The 21,049-nt window shown below is 61.6% G+C and carries 22 protein-coding genes and 1 pseudogene; 12 read left to right on the plus strand and 11 right to left on the minus strand.

The window, feature by feature from the left end; genetic code table 11:
* A pseudogene (locus MKS85_RS18715) lies at positions 1 to 1,315 on the minus strand (type IV secretion protein Rhs); the annotation flags it as partial.
* Positions 1,316 to 1,683: 368 nt separating this feature from the next.
* On the opposite strand from MKS85_RS18715, the gene MKS85_RS18720 reads away from it, so the two are divergent.
* The gene (locus MKS85_RS18720; protein ID WP_047228439.1) at positions 1,684 to 2,358 is read left to right on the plus strand and encodes a hypothetical protein; all 675 of its coding nucleotides are present in this window, start codon (positions 1,684 to 1,686) and stop codon (positions 2,356 to 2,358) included.
* A 104-nt stretch (positions 2,359 to 2,462) separates the two neighbouring features.
* On the opposite strand, the gene mnmH is transcribed toward MKS85_RS18720, so the two are convergent.
* Positions 2,463 to 3,566 carry a tRNA 2-selenouridine(34) synthase MnmH gene (mnmH, locus tag MKS85_RS18725; RefSeq protein WP_188251309.1) on the minus strand — a complete coding sequence of 368 codons (1,104 nt, stop codon included), beginning with the start codon at positions 3,564 to 3,566 and terminating at the stop codon, positions 2,463 to 2,465.
* Positions 3,566 to 4,600, minus strand: a complete 1,035-nt coding sequence (selD, locus tag MKS85_RS18730; protein ID WP_188251310.1) for a selenide, water dikinase SelD — start codon at positions 4,598 to 4,600, stop codon at positions 3,566 to 3,568. Before selD ends, mnmH begins: the two co-directional genes overlap by 1 nt.
* A gap of 139 nt (positions 4,601 to 4,739) precedes the next feature.
* Here selD and MKS85_RS18735 point away from each other — a divergent pair, with 139 nt between their 5' ends.
* Complete coding sequence (locus MKS85_RS18735; protein WP_107322294.1) at positions 4,740 to 5,024, plus strand: hypothetical protein; 285 nt, start codon at positions 4,740 to 4,742, stop codon at positions 5,022 to 5,024.
* Between the two features lie 5 nt (positions 5,025 to 5,029).
* On the opposite strand, the gene MKS85_RS18740 is transcribed toward MKS85_RS18735, so the two are convergent.
* Both MKS85_RS18740 and MKS85_RS18745 read right to left on the minus strand, forming a co-directional pair.
* Positions 5,030 to 5,482 carry a DMT family transporter gene (locus MKS85_RS18740; protein ID WP_139049622.1) on the minus strand — a complete coding sequence of 151 codons (453 nt, stop codon included), beginning with the start codon at positions 5,480 to 5,482 and terminating at the stop codon, positions 5,030 to 5,032.
* 2 nt (positions 5,483 to 5,484) lie between these two features.
* Positions 5,485 to 5,979 carry a DMT family transporter gene (locus MKS85_RS18745; RefSeq protein WP_188251311.1) on the minus strand — a complete coding sequence of 165 codons (495 nt, stop codon included), beginning with the start codon at positions 5,977 to 5,979 and terminating at the stop codon, positions 5,485 to 5,487.
* Between the two features lie 111 nt (positions 5,980 to 6,090).
* On the opposite strand from MKS85_RS18745, the gene MKS85_RS18750 reads away from it, so the two are divergent.
* From MKS85_RS18750 to MKS85_RS18760, 3 genes are all read left to right on the plus strand, one after another.
* Positions 6,091 to 7,023, plus strand: coding sequence for a LysR family transcriptional regulator (locus MKS85_RS18750; protein WP_047228445.1), 933 nt, complete (start codon positions 6,091 to 6,093; stop codon positions 7,021 to 7,023).
* A 53-nt stretch (positions 7,024 to 7,076) separates the two neighbouring features.
* Positions 7,077 to 7,862, plus strand: coding sequence for a hypothetical protein (locus MKS85_RS18755; RefSeq protein ID WP_188251312.1), 786 nt, complete (start codon positions 7,077 to 7,079; stop codon positions 7,860 to 7,862).
* Between the two features lie 70 nt (positions 7,863 to 7,932).
* Positions 7,933 to 8,520: a hypothetical protein gene (locus MKS85_RS18760; protein WP_310663114.1), complete on the plus strand. Its 588-nt coding sequence runs from the start codon at positions 7,933 to 7,935 to the stop codon at positions 8,518 to 8,520.
* Positions 8,521 to 8,734: 214 nt separating this feature from the next.
* Here the strand turns inward: MKS85_RS18760 and MKS85_RS18765 are convergent, their stop codons facing one another.
* The 4 genes from MKS85_RS18765 to MKS85_RS18780 form a co-directional block, all read right to left on the minus strand.
* On the minus strand, positions 8,735 to 9,451 hold the full coding sequence (locus MKS85_RS18765) for an alpha/beta hydrolase (RefSeq protein WP_107322292.1): 717 nt from the start codon (positions 9,449 to 9,451) through the stop codon (positions 8,735 to 8,737).
* A gap of 64 nt (positions 9,452 to 9,515) precedes the next feature.
* The gene (locus MKS85_RS18770; protein WP_188251313.1) at positions 9,516 to 10,628 is read right to left on the minus strand and encodes a M14 family metallopeptidase; all 1,113 of its coding nucleotides are present in this window, start codon (positions 10,626 to 10,628) and stop codon (positions 9,516 to 9,518) included.
* A 104-nt stretch (positions 10,629 to 10,732) separates the two neighbouring features.
* Positions 10,733 to 11,512 carry an ABC transporter substrate-binding protein gene (locus tag MKS85_RS18775; protein WP_047228450.1) on the minus strand — a complete coding sequence of 260 codons (780 nt, stop codon included), beginning with the start codon at positions 11,510 to 11,512 and terminating at the stop codon, positions 10,733 to 10,735.
* A gap of 187 nt (positions 11,513 to 11,699) precedes the next feature.
* Positions 11,700 to 12,134 carry a rhodanese-like domain-containing protein gene (locus tag MKS85_RS18780; protein ID WP_173406772.1) on the minus strand — a complete coding sequence of 145 codons (435 nt, stop codon included), beginning with the start codon at positions 12,132 to 12,134 and terminating at the stop codon, positions 11,700 to 11,702.
* A 103-nt stretch (positions 12,135 to 12,237) separates the two neighbouring features.
* Here MKS85_RS18780 and ftrA point away from each other — a divergent pair, with 103 nt between their 5' ends.
* Positions 12,238 to 13,212 carry a transcriptional regulator FtrA gene (gene ftrA, locus MKS85_RS18785; RefSeq protein WP_076383987.1) on the plus strand — a complete coding sequence of 325 codons (975 nt, stop codon included), beginning with the start codon at positions 12,238 to 12,240 and terminating at the stop codon, positions 13,210 to 13,212.
* 63 nt (positions 13,213 to 13,275) lie between these two features.
* Here ftrA and cobF read toward each other — a convergent pair whose 3' ends face one another.
* Positions 13,276 to 14,031 carry a precorrin-6A synthase (deacetylating) gene (gene cobF, locus MKS85_RS18790; protein WP_139049617.1) on the minus strand — a complete coding sequence of 252 codons (756 nt, stop codon included), beginning with the start codon at positions 14,029 to 14,031 and terminating at the stop codon, positions 13,276 to 13,278.
* Positions 14,028 to 14,606, minus strand: coding sequence for a histidine phosphatase family protein (locus tag MKS85_RS18795; protein ID WP_188251314.1), 579 nt, complete (start codon positions 14,604 to 14,606; stop codon positions 14,028 to 14,030). Before MKS85_RS18795 ends, cobF begins: the two co-directional genes overlap by 4 nt.
* Positions 14,607 to 14,905: 299 nt before the next feature.
* Between MKS85_RS18795 and MKS85_RS18800 the strand changes: the two genes are divergently transcribed.
* From MKS85_RS18800 to MKS85_RS18825, 6 genes are all read left to right on the plus strand, one after another.
* Entirely contained in the window at positions 14,906 to 15,760 is an 855-nt protein-coding gene (locus MKS85_RS18800) for a MurR/RpiR family transcriptional regulator (RefSeq protein ID WP_047228455.1), read from the plus strand.
* Between the two features lie 2 nt (positions 15,761 to 15,762).
* The gene (locus MKS85_RS18805) at positions 15,763 to 16,407 is read left to right on the plus strand and encodes an isochorismatase family cysteine hydrolase (protein WP_076383986.1); all 645 of its coding nucleotides are present in this window, start codon (positions 15,763 to 15,765) and stop codon (positions 16,405 to 16,407) included.
* A complete protein-coding gene (locus tag MKS85_RS18810; RefSeq protein ID WP_188251315.1) occupies positions 16,404 to 17,756 on the plus strand; it encodes a glutamine synthetase family protein in 1,353 nt (450 codons plus the stop codon). The genes MKS85_RS18805 and MKS85_RS18810 overlap by 4 nt, the downstream gene beginning before the upstream one ends.
* Positions 17,740 to 18,492, plus strand: a complete 753-nt coding sequence (locus MKS85_RS18815) for an N-formylglutamate amidohydrolase (protein ID WP_047228458.1) — start codon at positions 17,740 to 17,742, stop codon at positions 18,490 to 18,492. Before MKS85_RS18810 ends, MKS85_RS18815 begins: the two co-directional genes overlap by 17 nt.
* Positions 18,493 to 18,566: 74 nt before the next feature.
* Positions 18,567 to 19,916, plus strand: coding sequence for an APC family permease (locus tag MKS85_RS18820; protein WP_188251316.1), 1,350 nt, complete (start codon positions 18,567 to 18,569; stop codon positions 19,914 to 19,916).
* Positions 19,917 to 20,027: 111 nt separating this feature from the next.
* Positions 20,028 to 21,044, plus strand: coding sequence for an arginine N-succinyltransferase (locus MKS85_RS18825; RefSeq protein WP_139049613.1), 1,017 nt, complete (start codon positions 20,028 to 20,030; stop codon positions 21,042 to 21,044).
* Positions 21,045 to 21,049 lie beyond the last annotated feature (5 nt).

Consider the following 21,049-nt stretch of genomic DNA (forward strand, 5'->3'; position numbering starts at 1 on the left):
CCGCGGTGTCGGCGCTGTCACCGTTGGGGTTTTTCGATTGGCTGGGGGCGTCGTCGTGGGCTTCGAACTGGCTCAGGCGCGTGGAACCCTGGGTTTTTTCCCGCGCCACGGCGGCCGGATTGCTCACGGATACTGGCGCAGAATTCTCAGGGGTAATGTGCAAAGGTCCGACAGGCGTCGGTTTTAAAGGCGCACGCTGACTGACCACCAATGGTTTGAGCACATCGGCATGTTGATCGAGCCGGTCGGGGGTGAGTTGGCCCAATCTCAGGCTCGATGCCAGCAACCACTCCCGAGCCCGCTCCGAGCGGACCCGGCCCAGCACCTTACCGCTCATGCGCAGACCCAGGCCCAGCCCCCCGGTCAAACGCATCAGCAGGAAGTTGATCAGCACCGAGGCGCGCATCTCGCCCACGACTTCAGCGACGTGCTGGGGCGGCAACATCCGTAGCCAACTGGCGAAGGCCGCCATATGCACGAAGAGCAACGGCTCGTCGCCCAACACCATCAACCCTTTGGCGATTGCCTCGGAGGACGCCTTCAGTAGCTGCTCAAGCTCGGTTTGAGTCAGGTACTCCAACAACTTCTCGCTGTTGGCCTGCAGGTCCGCCAGCAGTTCGAAGACCTGTTTGACGTCGTCCCACAACTGATGCAGGGCGTTTGTGAACCCGCGCCAATCAGCTTGCTGCAATGCGCTGTAGCGCTCGAGAAATCCGCTGTCGGAAAACTCCAACCACAGCGGTTGAAATTCATCCCACTCCGCTTGCAGCCAACCTTCCAGTTGAGCAATCACGTCACGGTAGGACGCGTACAGCGCCTTGACATGCTCGGCCGTCACATGGGGAAAAAAGGTGATGCGATAACGCTGGCCCCGCCAGCAGTCGGGGACTTCCAGAATGCCGCTGGGGCCGATCACGTGATGAACCGGTTCGCCGAAGATTTCCTTCCCCGGCTCGCCCCCGGTGACCGGTTCCAGCATCACCGGTGTGTCGCCAATCGGCACGAAGCGCGCCGCCTGGAACATGTGCACCAGCGTCAGCGGCCCCTCCGCCGGACAAGCAACCACCGTGGCGCTGACAGGTTGATCAAGGTCCTTCGGGGCCGCCAGGGACACTTCGTTGCCGACCTTGAATACCTGCTCGATATCCAGCGCCCAGCCGGCCCAGAAACTTTCAGCCCAGGCGTCGTAGTCGTTCAGGCAAGTGCGGAAGTCCGCCAGCACCGCTTCGATGTCCGGCTGCTCGGGGTCCATGGCCGCAATCACCAGCGAGCCGATGACGTTGTTCAAAGCCAGGAGTTTGTCGGGGGCAAACATGCGGAAATCTCGCGGTGCGGGGACGGACGCGAGACTTTGCCGAGGACGGCAGGGAAAATAAGTCAGAGGAGGAGACGGCAGGCGTAAGGCGATTCTTTAAATACGAAACCCAAATGAACGCGTCACGAAACTCGCACGCTCCATTCTTAAATTCGCAACATCCTGTCGCTAACATTCGCCCTACCTCCTGGCAGGAGGCCTTACAGTGCACGGAATCGGTCGGTATCGAACCAAAGGGCGCCAGAAGACTCTGAGCAATGCCCCGAGAAATCGAAGCGGCGTCACGACAAGGAAAACACCGGAAGCCAAAAACTTCCTGGTGCCCGGGTTTGTCAGCCTGATTTGCGAGAGCCGAAGAATATTATTCAATGATGAACCCACTGAATTTCGCCAAACGCTTCAAGCGCCGACCGTGGCTGATGTTGCCTACGCTGCTTGTCGCTTGTGGCCTGGCGCTGTTGCTGGAGTCGAGCGTCAGTCGCGCCCAACCGGCCGACGGTATCCAGACCCTGGTGTTCCTGCGCCACGCCGAGAAACCCGCCGGCGGCCTGGGCCAGCTCAATTGCCAGGGGCTGAATCGCGCCATCGACCTGGCCACCCTGCTACCGGAGAAATTCGGCAAGGCCGACTATGTGTTCGCGGCCAACCCTACCCGCAACGTCGAAGAGGGCGAGCTGGACAATTCCTACAGCTACATCCGCCCACTGATGACCATAAGCCCCAGTGCCATCAAGCTCGGGCTGCCGGTGAACATCGAGTATTCAGCCAATGACACCAGTGACCTGGCTGACGAACTGCTGCACGACAAGTACCACAACTCGACCATCTACACCGCTTGGTCGCACGGCTACCTGCCGGAGCTGATCAACCAGGTCGCCAGCGACGCGATGGGCAAGAAGCAGACGATTACCGATGATTGGGAATCGGGGGATTTCGATTCGCTGTACGTGCTGACCCTGACCTGGCACAACGGCAAGGCCAGTCTCACCAGCCAGAACTACAAGCAAGGCCTGGACAACGGGCAGGAAACTTGTCCGACATAGGCTGCGGACATTACTTTCGACAATACCTCCTCAATCACCGCCACTGGTCCCCACCGTTATCGCGAGCAGGCTCGCTCCCACAGGGGATTGGCGGTGGGCAGCGATCACCCTTTGCGGGCCGCTCGCTCACGCAGATACTCCAGCACCGCCACCTGCTCACCGGCGAATTCGATCCGCCCGCCCTTCTTCTCGCGCTGGAACACGTACATCGGGTCGTAATACTCACGCAACAGGCCGTCGATCCAGCCGCGATGCAAGTCGACGGCGCCGCTGGTCGCCTGCTCGGCCAGGGCCGCTTCCATGATTTGGAGCAAACGTCGATGGCGGTCGCCACCCAGGCGTTTATGGATGTTATTGAGACTTCCCAGCAATCGTTCGCAAAACAGCGAGAACCCTTCATCGCCATGGACTGCGACAAATTCGCCGCACAGGTTGATGACGTAATCGCGCAGGATCCGCTCGACCCGCCGCTCCAGGCTGTCCTCAAGCCAGACCATCGGAACCTGTTGCATGCGCTGGTACAAAGACAGCGGCAAGGCGCAACTGCCGACCATGCGGCTTTCATCTTCCAGCACGAACTGTTCGATACCAGCGGCACGTTTTTTCAGCACATCCACGGCCAGCAGGTTCTCGAAATCGATATTGGAAGGCTGCCCGGTGGCGCGCTTGCCGAAGCTCGAACCGCGATGGTTGGCGTAACCTTCCAGATCCAGGCTGTTGCCCAGTTGAGTCAGCACTTCTGTCTTGCCGGTGCCGGTCATGCCGCCCAGCAACACCAAGTCGCATTGGGCAACCGCCTGCTCGACGGTGTCGAGCAGGAATGTACGCATGGCCTTGTAGCCGCCGCCGACCCTGGGATAGTCGATGCCCGCCTCGTCCTTGAGCCACTGCTGGACGATCTGTGAGCGCAAGCCTCCCCTGAAGCAATACAACACACCATCAGGATGGGCCGTTGCGAACTCGGCCCAGGCCTGGATGCGTTGCGCCTTGGTGTCGCCGGACACCAATTGATGCCCCAGGACAATGGCCGCCTGTTGGCCCTGCTGCTTGTAGCAAGTACCGACCCGTTGCCGTTCGATGTCGGTCATCAACGGCAGATTGACCACGCCGGGGAATGCGCCCTTGAGAAATTCGACGGGGGCACGGGTGTCCATCATCGGTCGGTCATTGAGAAAAATGTCGCGGTAATCGGTGATGTCATGGGTCATCAAGACACCTCGACCGCGTAGGTCTGTCGCTCGACCAGTTCACCGATCGACTCCAGTGCAAACCCCAGTTCAGCGGCGACCGCCAGAAACGCTTCGTTGCCCTCGGGCGTGACGGCGATCAGCAGTCCGCCGCTGGTCTGCGGGTCGCACAGCACTCGCTTGTGCAGTTCCTGCACGCGCCCAACCTTGCTGGCGTAGCTGTCGTAGTTGCGCAACGTACCGCCCGGCACGCAGCCTTGGTCGAGGTAATACTCGACGCCCGGCAGACGCGGCACCGCGTCGTAGCGGATACGCGCCGTCAACTGGCTGCCATCGGCCATTTCCACCAAATGCCCGAGCAGGCCGAAACCGGTGACGTCGGTCATCGCCGCCACGCCGTCGAGCTTGCCGAAGCGGCTGCCCGGCTTGTTGAGGGTGCACATCCAGTCGCGGGCCAGGCCAACATCGGCGGCGCGCAGCTTGCCTTTCTTTTCCGCGGTGGTGAGGATGCCGATGCCCAAGGGCTTGGTCAGGTACAGGCGGCAACCGGCGGTGGCGGTGTCGTTGCGCTTCATATGACGCTTTTGCACCAGGCCCGTGACCGCCAGGCCGAAAATCGGCTCGGGCGCGTCGATCGAATGGCCGCCCGCCAGGGGAATGCCTGCTTCGTCACATACCGAACGACCGCCGCGAATCACTTCGCGAGCGATTTCCGGGGCCAGTACATTGACCGGCCAGCCGAGAATCGCAATCGCCATCAACGGATCACCGCCCATGGCGTAGATGTCGCTGATGGCATTGGTGGCGGCGATGCGACCGAAATCAAAAGGATCGTCGACAATCGGCATGAAGAAATCGGTGGTAGAGACCACCCCGCGCTCTTCGTCGATGGCATAAACCGCGGCGTCGTCCCGGGAGGCATTGCCAACCCACAACTTGGGGTCAAGGTTCTGCGCACCGCTGCCGGCCAGGATCACTTCCAGCACCTGTGGCGAAATCTTGCAGCCGCAACCGGCGCCGTGGCTGTACTGGGTCAGGCGAATCGGCTCGCTCATGGGCATACCTCTCGTAAGTCAAGGTGGGCGATTCTAGCAGCAACGCCGCCGGTTCAGTGCCGGCGCGAACCCATTGAATTTTCCCCCACCAGAGGAATCACTAGAAGACCAGTCGAGCATTCATCCCAGGAGACCGCCGATGTCCCTCGCCCCTGCTGCCGACGACAGCACCGACCTTAAGTATGGCCTCGACACGCTGTTTGGTCGCCAGACCCAAAGCATCGATTGCCGCTACGATGTCCAACGCCTGGATGACGGTGAACCGGTGTGGTTCGCCCTGCACGTTCAGCCACCGCTGCCGGATGATCTGGAAAAAGCCCAGATCGTGGTCTTCAGCACCGAAGGCCGGCACATTGGCGGTATTGTCCGGCTTGCCAAGCGTCTGGACGATGGCAGTCTGCGACTGGAAGTCGAGCCCGACTGAGGTTCTCAGGCCTGCCGTGCACTGCTGCGATACATGAATACCAGCGCCAGCGCCAGGCAGGCCATTGCCAGGACCCGACTCCCGGACAACTCAATAGCGGGGTTGCCCAACCAGCCGAAATTGTCGATCAGCATGCCCATGGCCAACTGCCCGAGGATCACCGCCACGGTCGCCACGGCGGTGCCGACCCTTGGCACCGCGCCGACCATGACCATCATGTACACCACACCAAACAAGGCACCGCCAAGTTGCCATTTCGGCACGTCCAGCAGGCTGACGGCGTGAGCGGGTTCAAAAAACACGATCAGTAACCCGGTGACCACCGTGCCCACCACGAATGTCAGCAGACTGCTGCGCAGCACACCGACCGTCTGGCCCAGACGACCGTTGATGGCCGCCTGCACGCTCAACACCGCACCGGCAACAACGACCAGCAGCAATAGCAAAAACAGATTCATATTCAACCTCGGGCAATCAGGACAAGGGCTATGACGATCAGCGCCAAGGCGAGCCAGCGCTCGCCGTTGACCCGCTTGCGGGTTGCACCGAACCAGCCGAAGTGGTCGATCAGCACGCTTTTACCCACTTGCCCGGAAAGGATTGCGACCATGGTCATGGCAATGCCGATGTGGGGCGTGGCAAGCGTCAGCACCACCACGTAGATCGGCCCCAGGAAACCGCCGATCAACTGCCAGCGCGGCAACTCACTCAAGGCCGGGCCTTGTTGCGGACCACTGAGCAGCAACAGCAGAAACAGAATCGCCGAACCGACGCCGAATATGCTCAGGGTTGCCCAGAGATGCCCCACTTGAACCCCCAGCGGCCCCAGTAGACCGGCCTCTACCGACAGGCCCATGCCGGCCAGGATCACCAGGGGCAGCAACAGCCAGCGCAAAAGCGCTCGTGGTTTGGAGGCAGCCGCCGGGGCGGCGGCGTTGAGTGAAGACGCTTGCATGATCAGAACCTCTGAGAAGAACAATGAGCGGGATTATCGGCTGGCGCAGCTGTGCGATAAATGGGAGCATCCCGACAACACTTTTGCGCAACTCGCACAGCGGAGTAGTCCATGCACGGTCTCAATGAACTCGGCTTCAAGGCCCTGCGATTGTTTGTCGCCGTGCTCGACCACGGCAGCTTCTCGGAGGTGGCGCGGCGCGAAGGCCTGGCGCCGTCGTCGATTTCCCGGCAGATCCAGTTGATGGAACAGGCCCTCAACCAGCAGTTGTTGTATCGACACACCCGCGCTGTTTCGCCCACTGAAGCCGGCCGCCTGCTGGGTCATCATGCACGCCTGTTGCTGGTGCAACTCGAAGAAGCCGAACAGGCGCTGCAGGAACAACACAGTGAGCCGGCTGGACTGGTGCGGATCAATGCCCCGGTGGTGTTCGGCCAGCGCCATCTGACGCCGTGGCTGGGGTCATTGTGTGAGCGCTACCCGAAGCTGCAACTGGACATCCAGCAAACCGACAGCTACGTCGACCCGCTGCAGGAAGGCGCGGACCTGCTGTTTCGCATCGGCCCGCTGCATGATTCAGGCATGCAGGCGCGAATCCTCGCCCCGCACCGCTTTCAGATCGCCGCCAGCCCCGCGTACCTGGCGCGTTGCGGCACGCCGCTCAAACCCCAGGACCTGGCGAACCATCAGTGTCTGGCCTACAAGGGCGTGGCCGGCCAGCAACGCTGGTTTTTCCGCCGTCCGGGTCAGGCCTGGACGCCCTACAGCGTCAAAGGGCCGATCACCGGCAACCATGCCGACACCCTGACCCAGGCGGCCGAACAAGGCCTGGGGCTGGTGATGTTTCCGTCGTGGCTGATCGGCGAAGCCGTGCGCAACGGCACCCTGGTGCCGGTATTGCGCGACTACGAAGCCTCCAACAGCCTTGAGCCCCAGCAGATCGCCATTCTCTGGCCGGGCAGCCGACGTCTGTCGGTGAAAGTGCGTACCGTGATCGACTTTTTTCTACAGTGTTTTGGCGAAGTACCTTACTGGGATCGCTGAAACTGCGAGGTCGGTGCTAACGTGTCGGCCCGTCGCCTGACAAGGATAACCCCGTGCTGCTCCTCAAATTATTGGTGATTCCCGCTTTCCTGCTGCTGATTTCCCTGGCAGGCCGGCGTTGGGGACCGAGCGTGGCCGGTTGGCTGTCGGGGTTGCCGGTGGTGGTGGGTCCGATTCTGTTGTTCCTGGCCCTGGAACAGGGCAAGGCGTTTGCCGCTCAGTCGGCGACAGCGGCGCTGTCGGCCATGTTTGCAATGATTGCATTCTGTGTGGTGTACGCCCGGGTCGCCCAGCATCGTGACTGGCCTTGGGCGCTGGGTATCGCGTTGGGCGTCTGGGCGCTGGTGGCGATGGTGCTGTCCTGGTTGCCGGCCTCGCTGCCGCTGTCGAGCGTGATCGCCATTGTGGCATTGCTGGCCGCGCCTTATCTGTTCCCGACGGTTCGACCGGTGATGAGCGGCCCGGCTCCCAAATCCGACAAGCTGCTGCTACGCATGGTCGCCGGCGCGCTGTTGACCCTGGCGGTGACGCTGCTGGCCAGCACCGTGGGTGAACGCTGGAGCGGGCTACTGGCGGTGTTCCCGGTGCTGGGCAGCGTCATGGCAGTGTTCTCCCAGCAAACCCGTGGCGCGGCCTTCACCGCCGCGTTGCTGCGGGCCACGGCCACTGGCATGTATTGCTTCACCGCGTTCTGCCTGACCCTGGCCCTCACCCTGCCGCTGCTCGGCATGCCGGCCTTTGTGGTGAGTGTCGCGGTGTCGGTGGTCATGCTGCTGGTGACCCGCCGCCTGCTGGTGCGCGCCTCTGCCCCACGGGCCAATGATGTGGCGCACTCGTGACCGGCGCTGGAGCCGGTTGGACGCCCATGGGATGATCGCGCTCAAGCACACCCCTCTGTGGAGCGTTTCAATGTCATTGGTAAGTAAACAAGTCGCCGCCCTGGTGCTGACGGCCAACGCCAGTCTGGTGGTGGTGCCTGCCTATGCCGCCCAGCCCAAAACCAGCGGCGCAGCACCGGCACAAAAGGTTTCCCTGCTGGGAAGCAAGTTCAACTTCACCCTGCCCAAGGGCTTCACTGCCACACCGCTTCCGGCCGGCGATGCCGCTCAGGGCACGGCGGGGGCGAAGGGGACGATGTACAGCAATGCCACCAGCAAAACCGTGGTGATCACGGCTGAAAACACCATCATCGATGGCTCGAATGTGAAAGACGACGACAGCACATTCCTCGATGCCACCATGGCCGACTTCGCCGTCCAGAAAATCAAGGCCCTGCCGGATGCCAAGATCCTGAGCGAGAAAAGCCTGACCCAAAAAGGCACCGGCCTGGGTCTGCGCCAGCTCGATACCAAGGCGACCCAAGGCGGTGGGCCGACCCTCGATACCACGTTGCTGGGCGCCTCCGGCACGCGCATGGCAGTGGTACAGATCATTTCCCGGGCCAGCGACAAGGCCGGGCATGAGGCGCTGGTGAAGCAGATCGTCGCTGGTCAGTGACTTGATGGACCGGGTGGTTTTCATCGCGAGCAGGCTCGCTCCCACAGAGATTCTGGGGCGACATGAATCTTGATATCCAATCTGCTATTCATCGCAAGTAATCTTTGCCCCCACAGGACTGGAAGCAACCCCGTTTCTGGGAGCGACTCGGGAAAAAGGTGGGAGCGAGCCGGCGCGCGATGACGGCGGCACACTCAACCCCTCTGTCACTGAATCAGGGATTAAGCCGCTCCAGCCAGGCGCGCAGATCCCGCACCTGCATGGCACTGACGCTGTGGCCAACGCCCGGATAGGCATGGAATTCGGGCTCCAGGGCCAGGGTCTTGAGGAAGCTGTCCGCCTCGGTGCCGTCATGGTATGGGATCACCGAGTCCGCCGTGCCATGACCGATAAATACCGCCAGCGTCCGGCGCGACTCGTCGGGTGTCAGTTCGGCCCGCAGTACCGACAGCACCCGCCCGCCCAGCGCGGCAATGCCACCGACGGCCTCGGGATGGCGCAGGGCGACCTCGTAACTCATCATCGCGCCCTGGCTGAAACCGACCAGGTATACGTTGCTCGCATCGGTCGGGTACTTGACCCGGGCCTTCTCGATGAAATCCAACAGCATCTGGCCGCTGGCCTTCAGGTCCGCGGTATCACCGTCGTAGGCGCCCTCGCCCTTCTTGGCAAACCATTGATACTGGCCCCGCTCCACGGTCTTGGGCGCTCGTACCGATAGGTAGTTGTAGTCACTGGGCAACTCATCCTTGAGGTCGAACAGGTCTTGCTCGCTGCCGCCGGAGCCATGCAGGAAGATCACCAGCGGCCGGTTTCTGGCCTGCTCATCGGCATGGGCCAGGTAATTGAGGGGCAAATCGGTGTGCAGCGCAGGCTGAGCCTGCAAACCGCAAGACACTACCAACAGCAACAGGGCGAGCGCTTTGAACATCAGTCTTCCTCCATCATTCGATAGCCGCACGGCAACGCGCGTGCGCTGAGATAGACAGCAGTTATCAGTCGTTGATCAATTTCCCCGCGCGAATCGGCGCTCGCCCGGCCACTTTCGCCTGCCAGATTCCAGGCTGGGTATAGCGCCCACGGTCCAGCGCAAACAACACGCCGCTGGTGCCGGCCCGAACAGTGGTGACCCGATCGTTCAACGGATCGACCACTTCGAACAACGGATCGCCCTGCTCCACCCACTCACCGGCCTCGCGCAGGAAGCTCACCACCCCATGATGCGGCGCGAACAGGTACTCAGTGCCTTCGAACGGAAAACCTTCACAACAGTGCGCTGGCGCGGGCGGCCAGTCACCACCGATGAAACCCTGCTCGGCCAGGAACCCGAGAATGGCTTCGCAATTGGCCTGGGCCTGATCCACCCGAGTGTCGCCCATGCTGCCCAGTTCCAGCGTGGTCGCCAGGTTGGCCGGCGGGATCGCGGCCTCGGGGAAGGTCTTGGCCAGACGCAACCAGGGCGAGGAACAGGACTCGTCGAACGAACTGCCGCCAGAGTCTTCGCACAGCAACGCCACGCCCGCCTTCAACCGCGCGGCCAGGGAGCGCCACTGCGGCCAGTGTTGCGGCAAGGCGTACAGGTGAATCGCCGCCTCGAAGTCGCAATGCAGGTCCAGGGTGACATCGGCGTCGCAGGCATGGCGCAGCAGCAGGCGATGCAGGGCCTCGAGTTGTGAGGGCGGCGCCGGCAAATCGTCCAGCACCTGAACCATGGTCTGGCGGATCAGCGTGATATTGGCGGCCGGGTCGTCGCCCAGGCGATCACCGATGCGTTGGGCCACCGGCGCGCTGAGTTCCACGAAAGACCGATTGAAGTTCTTGCCGCTGCCCAGCTCGAAACGCCCCAGGTGTGCGCTCTGCAGATGCTGGTCCAGGCCGATGGGGTTGGCCACGGGCACCAGTTCAATCACGCCGTTGAGCAAGCCTTGGGTCTCAAGCTCGTTGAGTCGTTGTTTCAGCTCCCATGCCGTGCGCATGCCGGGCAATTCATCGGCGTGCAGGCTGGCCTGGATATACGCCTTGCGTGGACCGTGGCCGTAACGAAACACACTGAGCCGGCGCTCGGTGCCCAGGTGGCTCCATGGCAGGGTATGGTCGATGCGTTGCATGAGGAACTCCCAATAACGGTATTTCGACGGGCGCCGGGGTAAAACACTCGCCCATGAAAAAGGTGGCCGACCGGGTCAACGGCGGGCCACCTTGGTTTCAGCGATTAATGCCCGTAGACATCAAAAGCGAAGTACTTGTCCTGCACTTTCTTGTACGTGCCGTTGGCGCGGATTTGCGTGATGGCGTCGTTGAATTTCTCGGCCAGGGCCTTATCACCCTTGCGCACCGCAATGCCGGCGCCGCCACCAAAGTACTTGGCATCTTCATAGGTCGGGCCCACGAAGGCAAAACCTTTGCCGGCATCCGTTTTCAGGAAGCCGTCGTCGAGGTTGACCGAGTCGGCGAGCATGGCGTCGAGACGACCGGCGACCATGTCCAGGTTGGCTTCTTGCTGGGAGCTGTAACGCACCAGATTGATACCGGCGGGCACCAGCACCTCGGTGGCGAAACGGTCGTGGGTACTGGCACGCAGCACACCGACTTTCTTGCCCTTGAGTTCGGTCAGCGGGTCCTTGACGTCGCTGCCTTCCTTCATCACGAAACGCGCCGGGGTGTGGTAGTACTTGATGGTGAAGTCGACGTTTTTCTTACGATCATCGGTGATGGTCATGGACGACAGGATCGCGTCGATTTTCTTCACTTTCAGCGCTGGGATCAGGCCGTCAAATTCCTGCTCGACCCAAGTGCACTTGACCTTCATCTGTTCGCACAGCGCGTCGCCGATATCAACATCGAAACCCGTCAGCTTGCCGTCGGGGGTTTTCATCGAGAACGGCGGGTAACCGGCTTCGATTCCGAGGCGGATCGGCTTGGCGTCTTCGGCCACGGCCGACAAGGACAACACGGACAGTGCCAAGGCACCAAACATTGCTAGCTTGTTCATTTTTGCTCCTGAGTGCGCAGGTTTTTTATTAGCGGGTTATCGGCAGATTCTTAGGCAGCGTTCGGTCATTAAAAACCGAAGTGGCCGGCAGTCTAGAGGGGCACTCAGGAGGCGAATTGTGTTGAGGCGACAAATATTTATAGAAACAACCAGGCCACAGGGATTGCACCCTGCTGGCTGGAAAGGATCAGCAGTCGCAACCGACAGCCTGGTCCGCCGCGCATTCCACTGCGCCAGTCAGCCGGAAGCCTTCGTCCAGCCAGCCCATGACACCGCCAATCATTTCCTTGACCGGATAACCCAAGGTCGCCAGACGCACTGCCGCTTTGTTCGCGCCATTGCAATGCGGGCCCGCGCAATAGACCACAAACAGTGCGGTCTTGGGATAAGCCGCCAGCGCCTGGGCGGTCAGCGAGCGGGTTGGCAGGTTGATCGCCCCGGGCACATGCCCGCGCTCGAAAGCCAGTGGCCCGCGCACGTCCACCAGGACGAAATCGACTTCTCCAGCCTGTTGGCTGGCGTGAACGTCGGAGCAATCGGTTTCGAACGTCAGACGCCGGCTGAAATGTTGCAGGGCTAGGTCGGACGGGGCAGCAGGCACTTGGCGAACCAGGCTGGTCATGAGTGTGTACTCCACAGACAAATGAGGGGGTGAGCAGACTTTATCCGGCCGATGCTTACCGCTACAGTGGCGCACAAGACACTCTGTGGGAATTTTCCGCCATATGCAGCCCAATCCCGGTCTGGTCGCCATCCTCGCCTACGACGGCCTGTGCACCTTCGAATTCGGCATCGCCATCGAGATATTCGGCCTTGCCCGACCTGAGTTCGATTTCCCTTGGTACAAACATCGGATCGTTGCCGTCGATGACGGCCCGATGCGGGCCATGGGCGGCTTCCAGATCCTGGCCGATGGCGGCATGGAATTATTGCAAACGGCGCAAACCATCGTGGTGCCCGGCTGGCACAGTCGCGACGAACCACCGCCGCCGGCGCTGCTTGAGGCATTGCGCTGCGCCCATGCCCGGGGCGCGCGCCTGCTGTCGATCTGCTCCGGGGCATTCGTGCTGGCCGCCGCCGGCTTGCTCGATGGACTGGGCGCTACCACTCACTGGCGCTACACCGATGAACTGGCCAAAAGTTTTCCCGCCATCCTGGTAGACCCGGATGTGCTGTACGTGGATTCGGGGCAAGTCATTACTTCGGCCGGCAGCGCCGCGGGCATTGATGCCTGCCTGCACCTGGTAGCGCGGGATTTCGGTACCCAGGTTGCCAACGCCGTGGCGCGGCGACTGGTGATGTCACCACAACGCACGGGCGGCCAGGCGCAGTTCATTCCTTCACCGGTCAGCCGCACGCCACGCAGCGATTTGTCCGGCGTCATGCACTGGGCCCGCGAACGCCTGCACGAACCGCTCGGTGTGCGCGAACTGGCCAGCCAGGCGGCCATGAGCGAGCGAACCTTCCTGCGGCACTTCACCCAGGCCTGCGGCCTGTCGCCCAAGGCCTGGCTGCAACATGAGCGCCTGGCCCGGGCTCGCGAGTTGCTGGAAAGCACCGAAGACAACACCGACAACATCGCCCAGCTGTGCGGCTACCGCTCGGTGGAAAGCTTTCGCGTGGCATTTCGCAGTGTGGTGGGGTTGGCGCCGTCGGTGTACCGGGAGCGGTTTGGACGTGGGGCGAAGGCGGTCAGTTGACGTGGAAACTGTCGAACATTGGGGTCTGACGTATCAAGGTCTGACGTATCAAGGGTTGAGTTATCAAGGTTTGCGCAACAAATAAGTATCCATGATCCATCCGTTAGCCTGCCGTGCGGCCTTGCGGGTGCGTTCGATGCTTTCAGCTACCTCCTCCAGCCGACCGGCGATCAGGATCTGATCCGGTGTGCCTACATAGGCTCCCCAGTAGATGTGCGTGTCCGGATCGGATACCTGGCGATACGCATCTTCAGCATCAAGCATCACCACCACGCTTGCCGAGTCACCGACCTGCCCTGCCGCCAGCCGGCGGCCCGTGGTGATCTCCAGCGAACCGCCAATGCTGTTCAATGGCACCTTATGTTGCGCCGCGAGAGCCTGGACGCTGGTAATGCCCGCAATCACCTCGAATTCGAAGGCGCAGCGACCCGCGTCGAGAATCGACTGCAAGATACGCACGGTGCTGTCATACAACGACGGATCGCCCCAGACCAGGAAACCGCCGCACTGCCCGTCAGACAACTGCTCATCGATCAACCGCTCGAAGGTAGCCTGCTTCGCCCGGTTCAGATCTTCGACACTGGCGGCGTAGTCCACGTCGCCGCGTTGTCGCTCGGGGCTGTAGGCTTCGACGAAACGGTAGGTACGATCAACGATGTAGCGTTGGCAGATTTCCCGCCGCAGATCCACTAACGTCTGCTTGGCAGGCCCCTTGTCCATGAGAAAGAACACATCCACCCGATTCAAGGCTTTCACTGCCTGGATCGTCAGGTAATCCGGATCGCCGGCACCGATACCGATGACTGACAGTTTTTTCATTCGAGTGACTCCTGGCCGGGACCCTCGGTGCGCAATCGCCACACACCGTTGAAACGCAACTCGACAGTCGACAGCGGTTCGATGTCGAGGCGGTTGAAGGCCGCTGCCGGACAGCCCAATACGGTCAGCAGGGCCGCGCGGATCACGAACGGATGAGTGACGGCCAACACATGCCCCGGCCGGCCTTCCAGGCTGGCCATCCAGTCGCTGACACGAAGGCACAAGCGGGTGACGGATTCGCCGCCATGGGGAGCGGCATCGGGATCGTCGAGCCAGGCTTGCAAAGGTTGCGGCTCGACCTTGAGCAACTGGTCGATGGACAAGCCACGCCAGCGACCCAGATCGCAATCGGCCAGGTCAGCGACCACCTGGGCCTCGTCGCCGAACAGGGCGGCAGTCTGCCGGGTGCGCAACTCCGGCCCGCAGAGCAACTGCCGGACATTTCGGTAGCCGTGGCCCGGCTCCGGGCGTTTGGCCAGCCAGTCGGCATCCAGCGGTTCATCCAGGCCAAAACGCGCCTGCTTCTGGGCGACGGTGCGGGCATGGCAGATCAGGGTCAGGCGAGTGGCTTGCACGCACGGTACTCAGACAGTCGAACGGGTTTCATGGAGGTGATACTCAAGCTTTTTCTTGTACAGCACCTTATATGAAATCAAATAACTGAGACAAAAAGGCGTTATGTCTTACACCGACAGAGGTATCAACTGACATATCGGATCTATGCGATCAAGTCCCCGTCCTACAAGGCTTTCGCACTACTTTCGTGCATTTTAAACAGAACGTAAAAACCACTGGACATGTAGTACCCGCTACATAAATACTATTTTCAGGAGTTATGAAAGAAATCCAACACCCATCCAGGCAAGGAGCACGGATGCCGCCTCTTCGAGACCTGATTACCGATCCGGGCTTGGTTTTGACGCCGTCGGAACGCAAGGTCGTACGGGCCCTGCTTGATCATTACCCGCGCAACGGCCTCGGGCCGATGTCACGCCTGGCCGATCATGCCGGGGTCAGCGACCCGACTATCGTGCGGCTGGTGAAAAAACTCGGATTTGGCGGTTATGCCGAATTCCAGGATGCGCTGCTCAGTGACATGGACCATCGCCTGCGCTCCCCTCGCACCCTGCTGCAACCGCGGGCCAAATTGCAGCAAGGCGACACCTGGAGCCAGTACCTGGCAACCAGCCAGCGCATCCTCACTGACACCCAGGCCCTGACTCAACCCGAAGACGTGCGTATTCTCGTGCAATGGCTGCTCGACAGCCGGCATCAGGTGCATTGTTTTGGCGGGCGCTTCAGCAGCTTCCTTGCCCAATACCTGCTCAACCACTTGCGCTTGCTGCGTGCGGGTTGTTTTGCCCTGGAAGACAACGCCCAGTTACCCGACCGATTGTTCGACGTGCAGCGCCAGGATGTGGTGCTGATCTTCGATTATCGTCGCTACCAGGCCCAGGCCCAACGCGTGGCCAGCGCGGCCAAGGAGCGCCACGCGCGGGTCGTACTGTTCAGCGACGTCTACACCTCACCGCTACGGGAACTGGCCGACCTGATCATCAGCGCTCCGGTGGAATCGATCTCGGCCTTCGACAGCCTGGTGCCGGCGCTGGCCCAGGTCGAAGCGCTTATCGCCTGCCTGACCTTGCAATGCCCTGATCTGGCCGAGCGCCTGGAAGGTATCGACACCTTGCGCACGGCGTTCAACACGCACCTGCTGGAGGAAAAATAAGGATGTTCTCGCTCCCTCACCACTCCCCTCGGGATTTGCCATTCACCTGCGACCATACCGCCTTGCTGCTAGTGGACATGCAACGCGCCTGGCTGGAACCGCAATTCGATGCCCACCTGGCCACGCCCGAGGCCGACTATTTCATCCGCCGTGCCCGCCAACAGGTGATCCCCAATCAGCAGCGCCTGCTCGAAGCGGTGCGGGCGGCGCAGCAAAACGTGTTGCACACCCACATCCAGAGCCTGACTGCCGATGGTCGCGATCGCTCGCTGGACCACAAGCTGTCGGACATGCACTTGCCCAAAGACAGCCCGCAAGCCCAGATCATCGCCGAGCTGGCGCCGCGGGAAAACGAGATCGTGCTGCCCAAGACGTCTTCGGGGGTCTTCAACTCCACCAACATCGACTACGTGCTGCGCAATCTGCAGACCCGTCATCTGATCATCGCCGGCATCGTCACCGACCAGTGTGTCGACATGGCCGTGCGTGACGCCGCCGACCGCGGCTACCTGGTCACGCTGGTGGAAGATGCCTGCGCCACTTACAGCGAACAACGTCATCTGGCCTGCCTGAACGCGATCAAAGGTTATTGCTGGATCACCGATACCGACACCGTGCTCGGTCGGTTGCAGGAGATGCAGCCGTGAGCCGTCTCGATGCCGCAACGCCGCTGACCCCGCTGCCCGTGTCCACGCTGGTCTGCACCGACCTGATCGGCGTGACCCGCGGCCGCTCGTTCCCCAGTGATGAACTGCCCCACTACGTCGACGCCGGTTGTGGCTGGGTGCCGGCCAACAGTGCGCTGACGCCCCAGGACATCATTGCATCGGCCAACCCTTGGGGGGCTTATGGCGACCTGCGACTGATCCCGGACCTGGCCAGCCGGGTCACTGTCGACAATGGCCCGGATGCCCAGGCACCTGCCCTGGATTTCATTCATTGCGATGTGCGGGAAACCGATGGTCGGCCCTGGGCCGCTTGCCCTCGCACCTTGCTGCATGAAGAAGTGCAACGTTATCGCGCCGAGTTGGGCTTGCAGGTGTTCGCCGCGTTCGAGCATGAATTCAGCGTCGATACCCCTCAACCCCAACCGGATCGCCTGGCCTTCAGCCTCCAGGCCCAGCGCCAGCAGGCCGGGTTCGCCGGATGGTTGCTCAGCGCATTGCGGGCAGGCGGCGTGGAACCGGAAATGTTCCTGCCGGAATACGGCAAGCATCAGTATGAAATCACCTGCCGCCCGACCCTGGGCGTGGCCGCCGCCGACCGTGCGGTGAACGTGCGGGAAATCACCCGAGAGATCGCCCGGCAGATGGGCCTGGATGTGAGTTTCGCCCCCAAGACTTCGGAACATGCCGTGTGCAATGGCGTGCATTTGCACATGAGTCTGCAAGACCTGGACGGCGTCCCCGTGCTGCATGATGCTGGCTGCGCCAACGGGCTGTCGGACCTGGGCCAGCACTGGGCCGCCGGGGTGCTGCACTATCTGCCCGCCCTGTGCGCGATCACCGCGCCGACACCGGTGTCCTATGAACGCCTGCAACCCCATCACTGGAGCGCGTCCTACGCCTGCCTGGGGCAACGTAACCGCGAAGCGGCGCTGCGCATCTGCCCGACGGTGAGCGTGAGCGGCAAACCGGTGGCGACCCAGTACAACCTGGAATTTCGCGCCATGGATGCCACCGCTTCGCCGCACCTGGCGCTGGCGGCGCTGTTGATCGCCGGGCGACTGGGCATCGAGCAACGGCTGGCGCTCACGGCGGTCACCGATGAAATACCCGATGAATTGAACGAAGAACACCGTCGTGCCCGTGGCATTATCGCCCTGCCGACGACCCTGGCCCAGGCGCTGGATTGCCTGCGCCACAGCGGGGCGCTGTTCGAAGCCCTGCCCGGCCCGCTGGTCGAAACCTATTTCGCCTTGAAGGCCCAAGAGCTGGCCTTGACCCAGGCGCTGTCACCTGCCGAGCTGTGTGAGCACTATGCGCGAATCTATTGAATGTGCTGAATCGGGCCTTTATACCGGGCCGGCTTATCGCCTGATCCGAGAAGACGCCGAACACCCGTTGATCCTGGTGTGTGAACACGCCGACCGCTTTATCCCCGCCGCGTTGAACGACCTTGGCCTGGATGAGACGGCGGCCCAGGAACACATTGCCTGGGATATAGGTGCCCTGGCGCTGGCCGAACAACTGTCCGAAACCCTTGGAGCGACCTTGCTGGCGGCCAACTATTCACGGCTGCTGATCGACCTGAACCGTCCCCTTCACGTCGCCGACAGCATCCCGCACCAGAGCGAGATCTACCAGATTCCGGGCAACCAGTCCCTGGATGAGGCCACCCGTGAATATCGCCAGCGGTGCCTGTTCCATCCCTTCCATGATCGACTGCGAGCGTTGATCGACCAGCGCCTGGCCGACAACCGGACGGTGCGGGTGGTGGGCATCCACAGTTTTACGCCGGTGTTCTACGGCCAACCGCGCGCCCTGGAAGCGGGCGTGCTGTTCGGCGAGGCCAAGGACTATGCCCAGCGCATCGTCGACGGGCTAAGCCGGCACTCGCTGCGGGTAGCCGGCAACCAGCCGTACAAGATCAACCCTTCGACCGATATGACGGTTCCGGTACATGGCGATGGACGCGGCCTGGATTCGGTGTTGATCGAAGTGCGCAACGACCTGCTACGCAGCCCGACAGCTGTGCAGGCCTGGAGCGCTTACCTGGCGCCATTGTTGTAGGAAAGCAGCGGCAAGGTTCGAGCGGCAAGCGACAAGCAAGAGCACACCCACACAGCTGAGAAGGAGAACGGCTTATGAGTATCGAGGCATTTGGCTATAAACAGGAATTGAAGCGCAGCCTGTCGCTGACGGACCTGGTGGTGTACGGGATGATTTTCATGATCCCCATCGCACCGTTCGGCGTGTATGGCTACGTTAACGCCGAGGCGCCGGGGCTGGTGCCGTTGGCGTATATCATCGGCATGGTGGCGATGCTCTTCACGGCCTTGAGCTACGGCAGCATGGCCAAAGCTTTTCCGGTGGCCGGCTCCGTCTATTCCTACGCGCAACGGGGCCTTAACCCACACGTAGGCTTCATCGCCGGTTGGCTGATGCTGCTGGACTACCTGCTGATCCCGCCCCTGCTCTATGTCTACGCCGCCATGGCGCTGAACCATCTGTACCCGGACGTTCCCAAGGTCGGTTTCATTCTGGCATTCCTGGTCAGCGCGACCTTCGTCAACCTGCGGGGCATCACCTTCACCGCACGGATGAATATCATTTTCCTGCTGGCGCAACTGATGGTGCTGGCCATTTTCCTGTTCTACGCCTGGAATGCCTTGCAAGGGGGCGCCGGTAACGGCCAACTGACCCTGGCGCCGCTGTACAGCCCGGAACGTTTTGATTTCGCGCTGTTGATGCAGGCCGTGTCTATCGCCGTGTTGTCGTTCCTGGGCTTCGATGCCATTTCCACCCTGGCCGAAGAAATCAAGAATGATCCGGGGCGCAGCGTGGGCAAGGCGGCGTTGATCACACTGCTGGTGATGGGGGTGATTTTCGTCGTGCAGACCTGGATTGCCACCGACCTGGCGGCCGGCATGGGCTTCAAGTCCGCCGATACCGCGTTTTATGAAATCGCCGAATTGGCGGCCGGCAGTTGGCTGGCCACTTTGACCGCCGTCGCCACGGCGCTGGCCTGGGGCGTGGCCGTGGCGATCACCTCGCAAGCGGCGGTGTCGCGCCTGTTGTTCGGCATGGCCCGGGACGGCAAGCTCCCCAAGGTGCTGGCCAAGGTCCATCCGAAACACAACACCCCATACTTGAGCATCTATCTGGTAGCAGTGCTGTCGCTGTTGATCTGCTACCTGTTCATCGATGCCGTGGACACCCTGACTTCCCTGGTCAATTTCGGCGCCTTGAGCGGCTTCATGTTGTTGCATATCACCGTGATCAACCATCACTGGCGCCGCCAGCGGTCCGGCCAAGTGATTCGCCACCTGATCTGCCCTTTGATCGGCTTCGCCATCGTCGCGGCCATCATGTACAACATGGGCGTGGATGCGCAGAAGCTCGGCTTGATATGGATTGCCGCAGGCCTGGTCTATCTGGCCGTGCTCAATAAGTTCGGCACCGATACTGCCCTGCCTGACCCTGCGGGACAGTGAGGATCGGCGGTCGAAGGGGTTCGACCAGCCGTCGTCACAATGCGTGGACATCGACAGTGATCGTCAAGCCCGGTGCATGTCACCGGGCTCTTTGGAAAAGGAGTGCAATCCATGCTGGCCTTACGTCCAGTTCAATTAAGCGACCTGCCGCAATTGCAGCAACTGGCCCGCGACAGTCTGGTGGGCGTCACATCGCTTCCCGACGATACCGAACGCCTGAGGGACAAAATCCTCGATTCATGTGCCTCGTTCGAGACCGACGTGCAGAGCCCTGGCGCAGAGAATTATTTCTTCGTCCTGGAGGACCTGGCATCCGGGCAATTGACCGGCTGTTCCGAGATTCTCGCCAGCACCGGCTGCAATGAGCCGTTCTACAGCCTGCGGCATCGCCCGTTTACCAGCGAGTCCCGGGAACTGAACATCCAGCACGGCGTACCCGCGCTGTCGCTTTGCCAGGACCTCAATGGCCAGACGCTGCTGCGCGGTTTTCATATCGACGCCGGACGGGTACGCACGCCGGAATCGGAGTTGCTGTCCCGCGCGCGGCTGATGTTCATCGCCGCCCATCCGCAACGCTTTGCCGAATCAGTGATCACCGAGATCGTTGGTTTCAGCAGCGATGACGGTCAGTCGCCGTTCTGGGATGCCGTCGGCCAGCATTTTTTCGACCTGCCCTACGCCGAAGCCGAACGCTTGTGCGGTCTGCAGAGCCGCACCTTTCTCGCCGAACTGATGCCGCAATACCCGATTTATGTACCCATGCTGTCCCAGGCGGCCCAAGCCTGTATCGGCCGGGTGCATCCCGACGGCCAGGAAGCCTTCGACATCCTGGAACGCGAGGGTTTCGAAACCAACAGCTACGTGGATATCTTCGACGGCGGGCCGACACTGCATGCTCGTGTGGCGAACATCCGCTCGATCACCCAAAGCCGTATAGCCACGGCCCGACAATGCTCAGACATTGACCTCGGCGGCCGCTTTCTGCTGAGCAACGACGGCCTGGGGAATTACCGGGCCATCGTGGCCGAGCTTGACGTCAGTGCCGAGGGCACCGTGTCCCTGACACCGCAGATGCTGGCAGCACTGGGTATCACCGACGGCGAGCGGGCCCGGGTGGTTGCGTTATGAACCTG

Origin of the sequence: Pseudomonas sp. JL2 (assembly GCF_031570495.1) — a bacterium.
Lineage (GTDB): Bacteria > Pseudomonadota > Gammaproteobacteria > Pseudomonadales > Pseudomonadaceae > Aquipseudomonas > Aquipseudomonas rhizophila.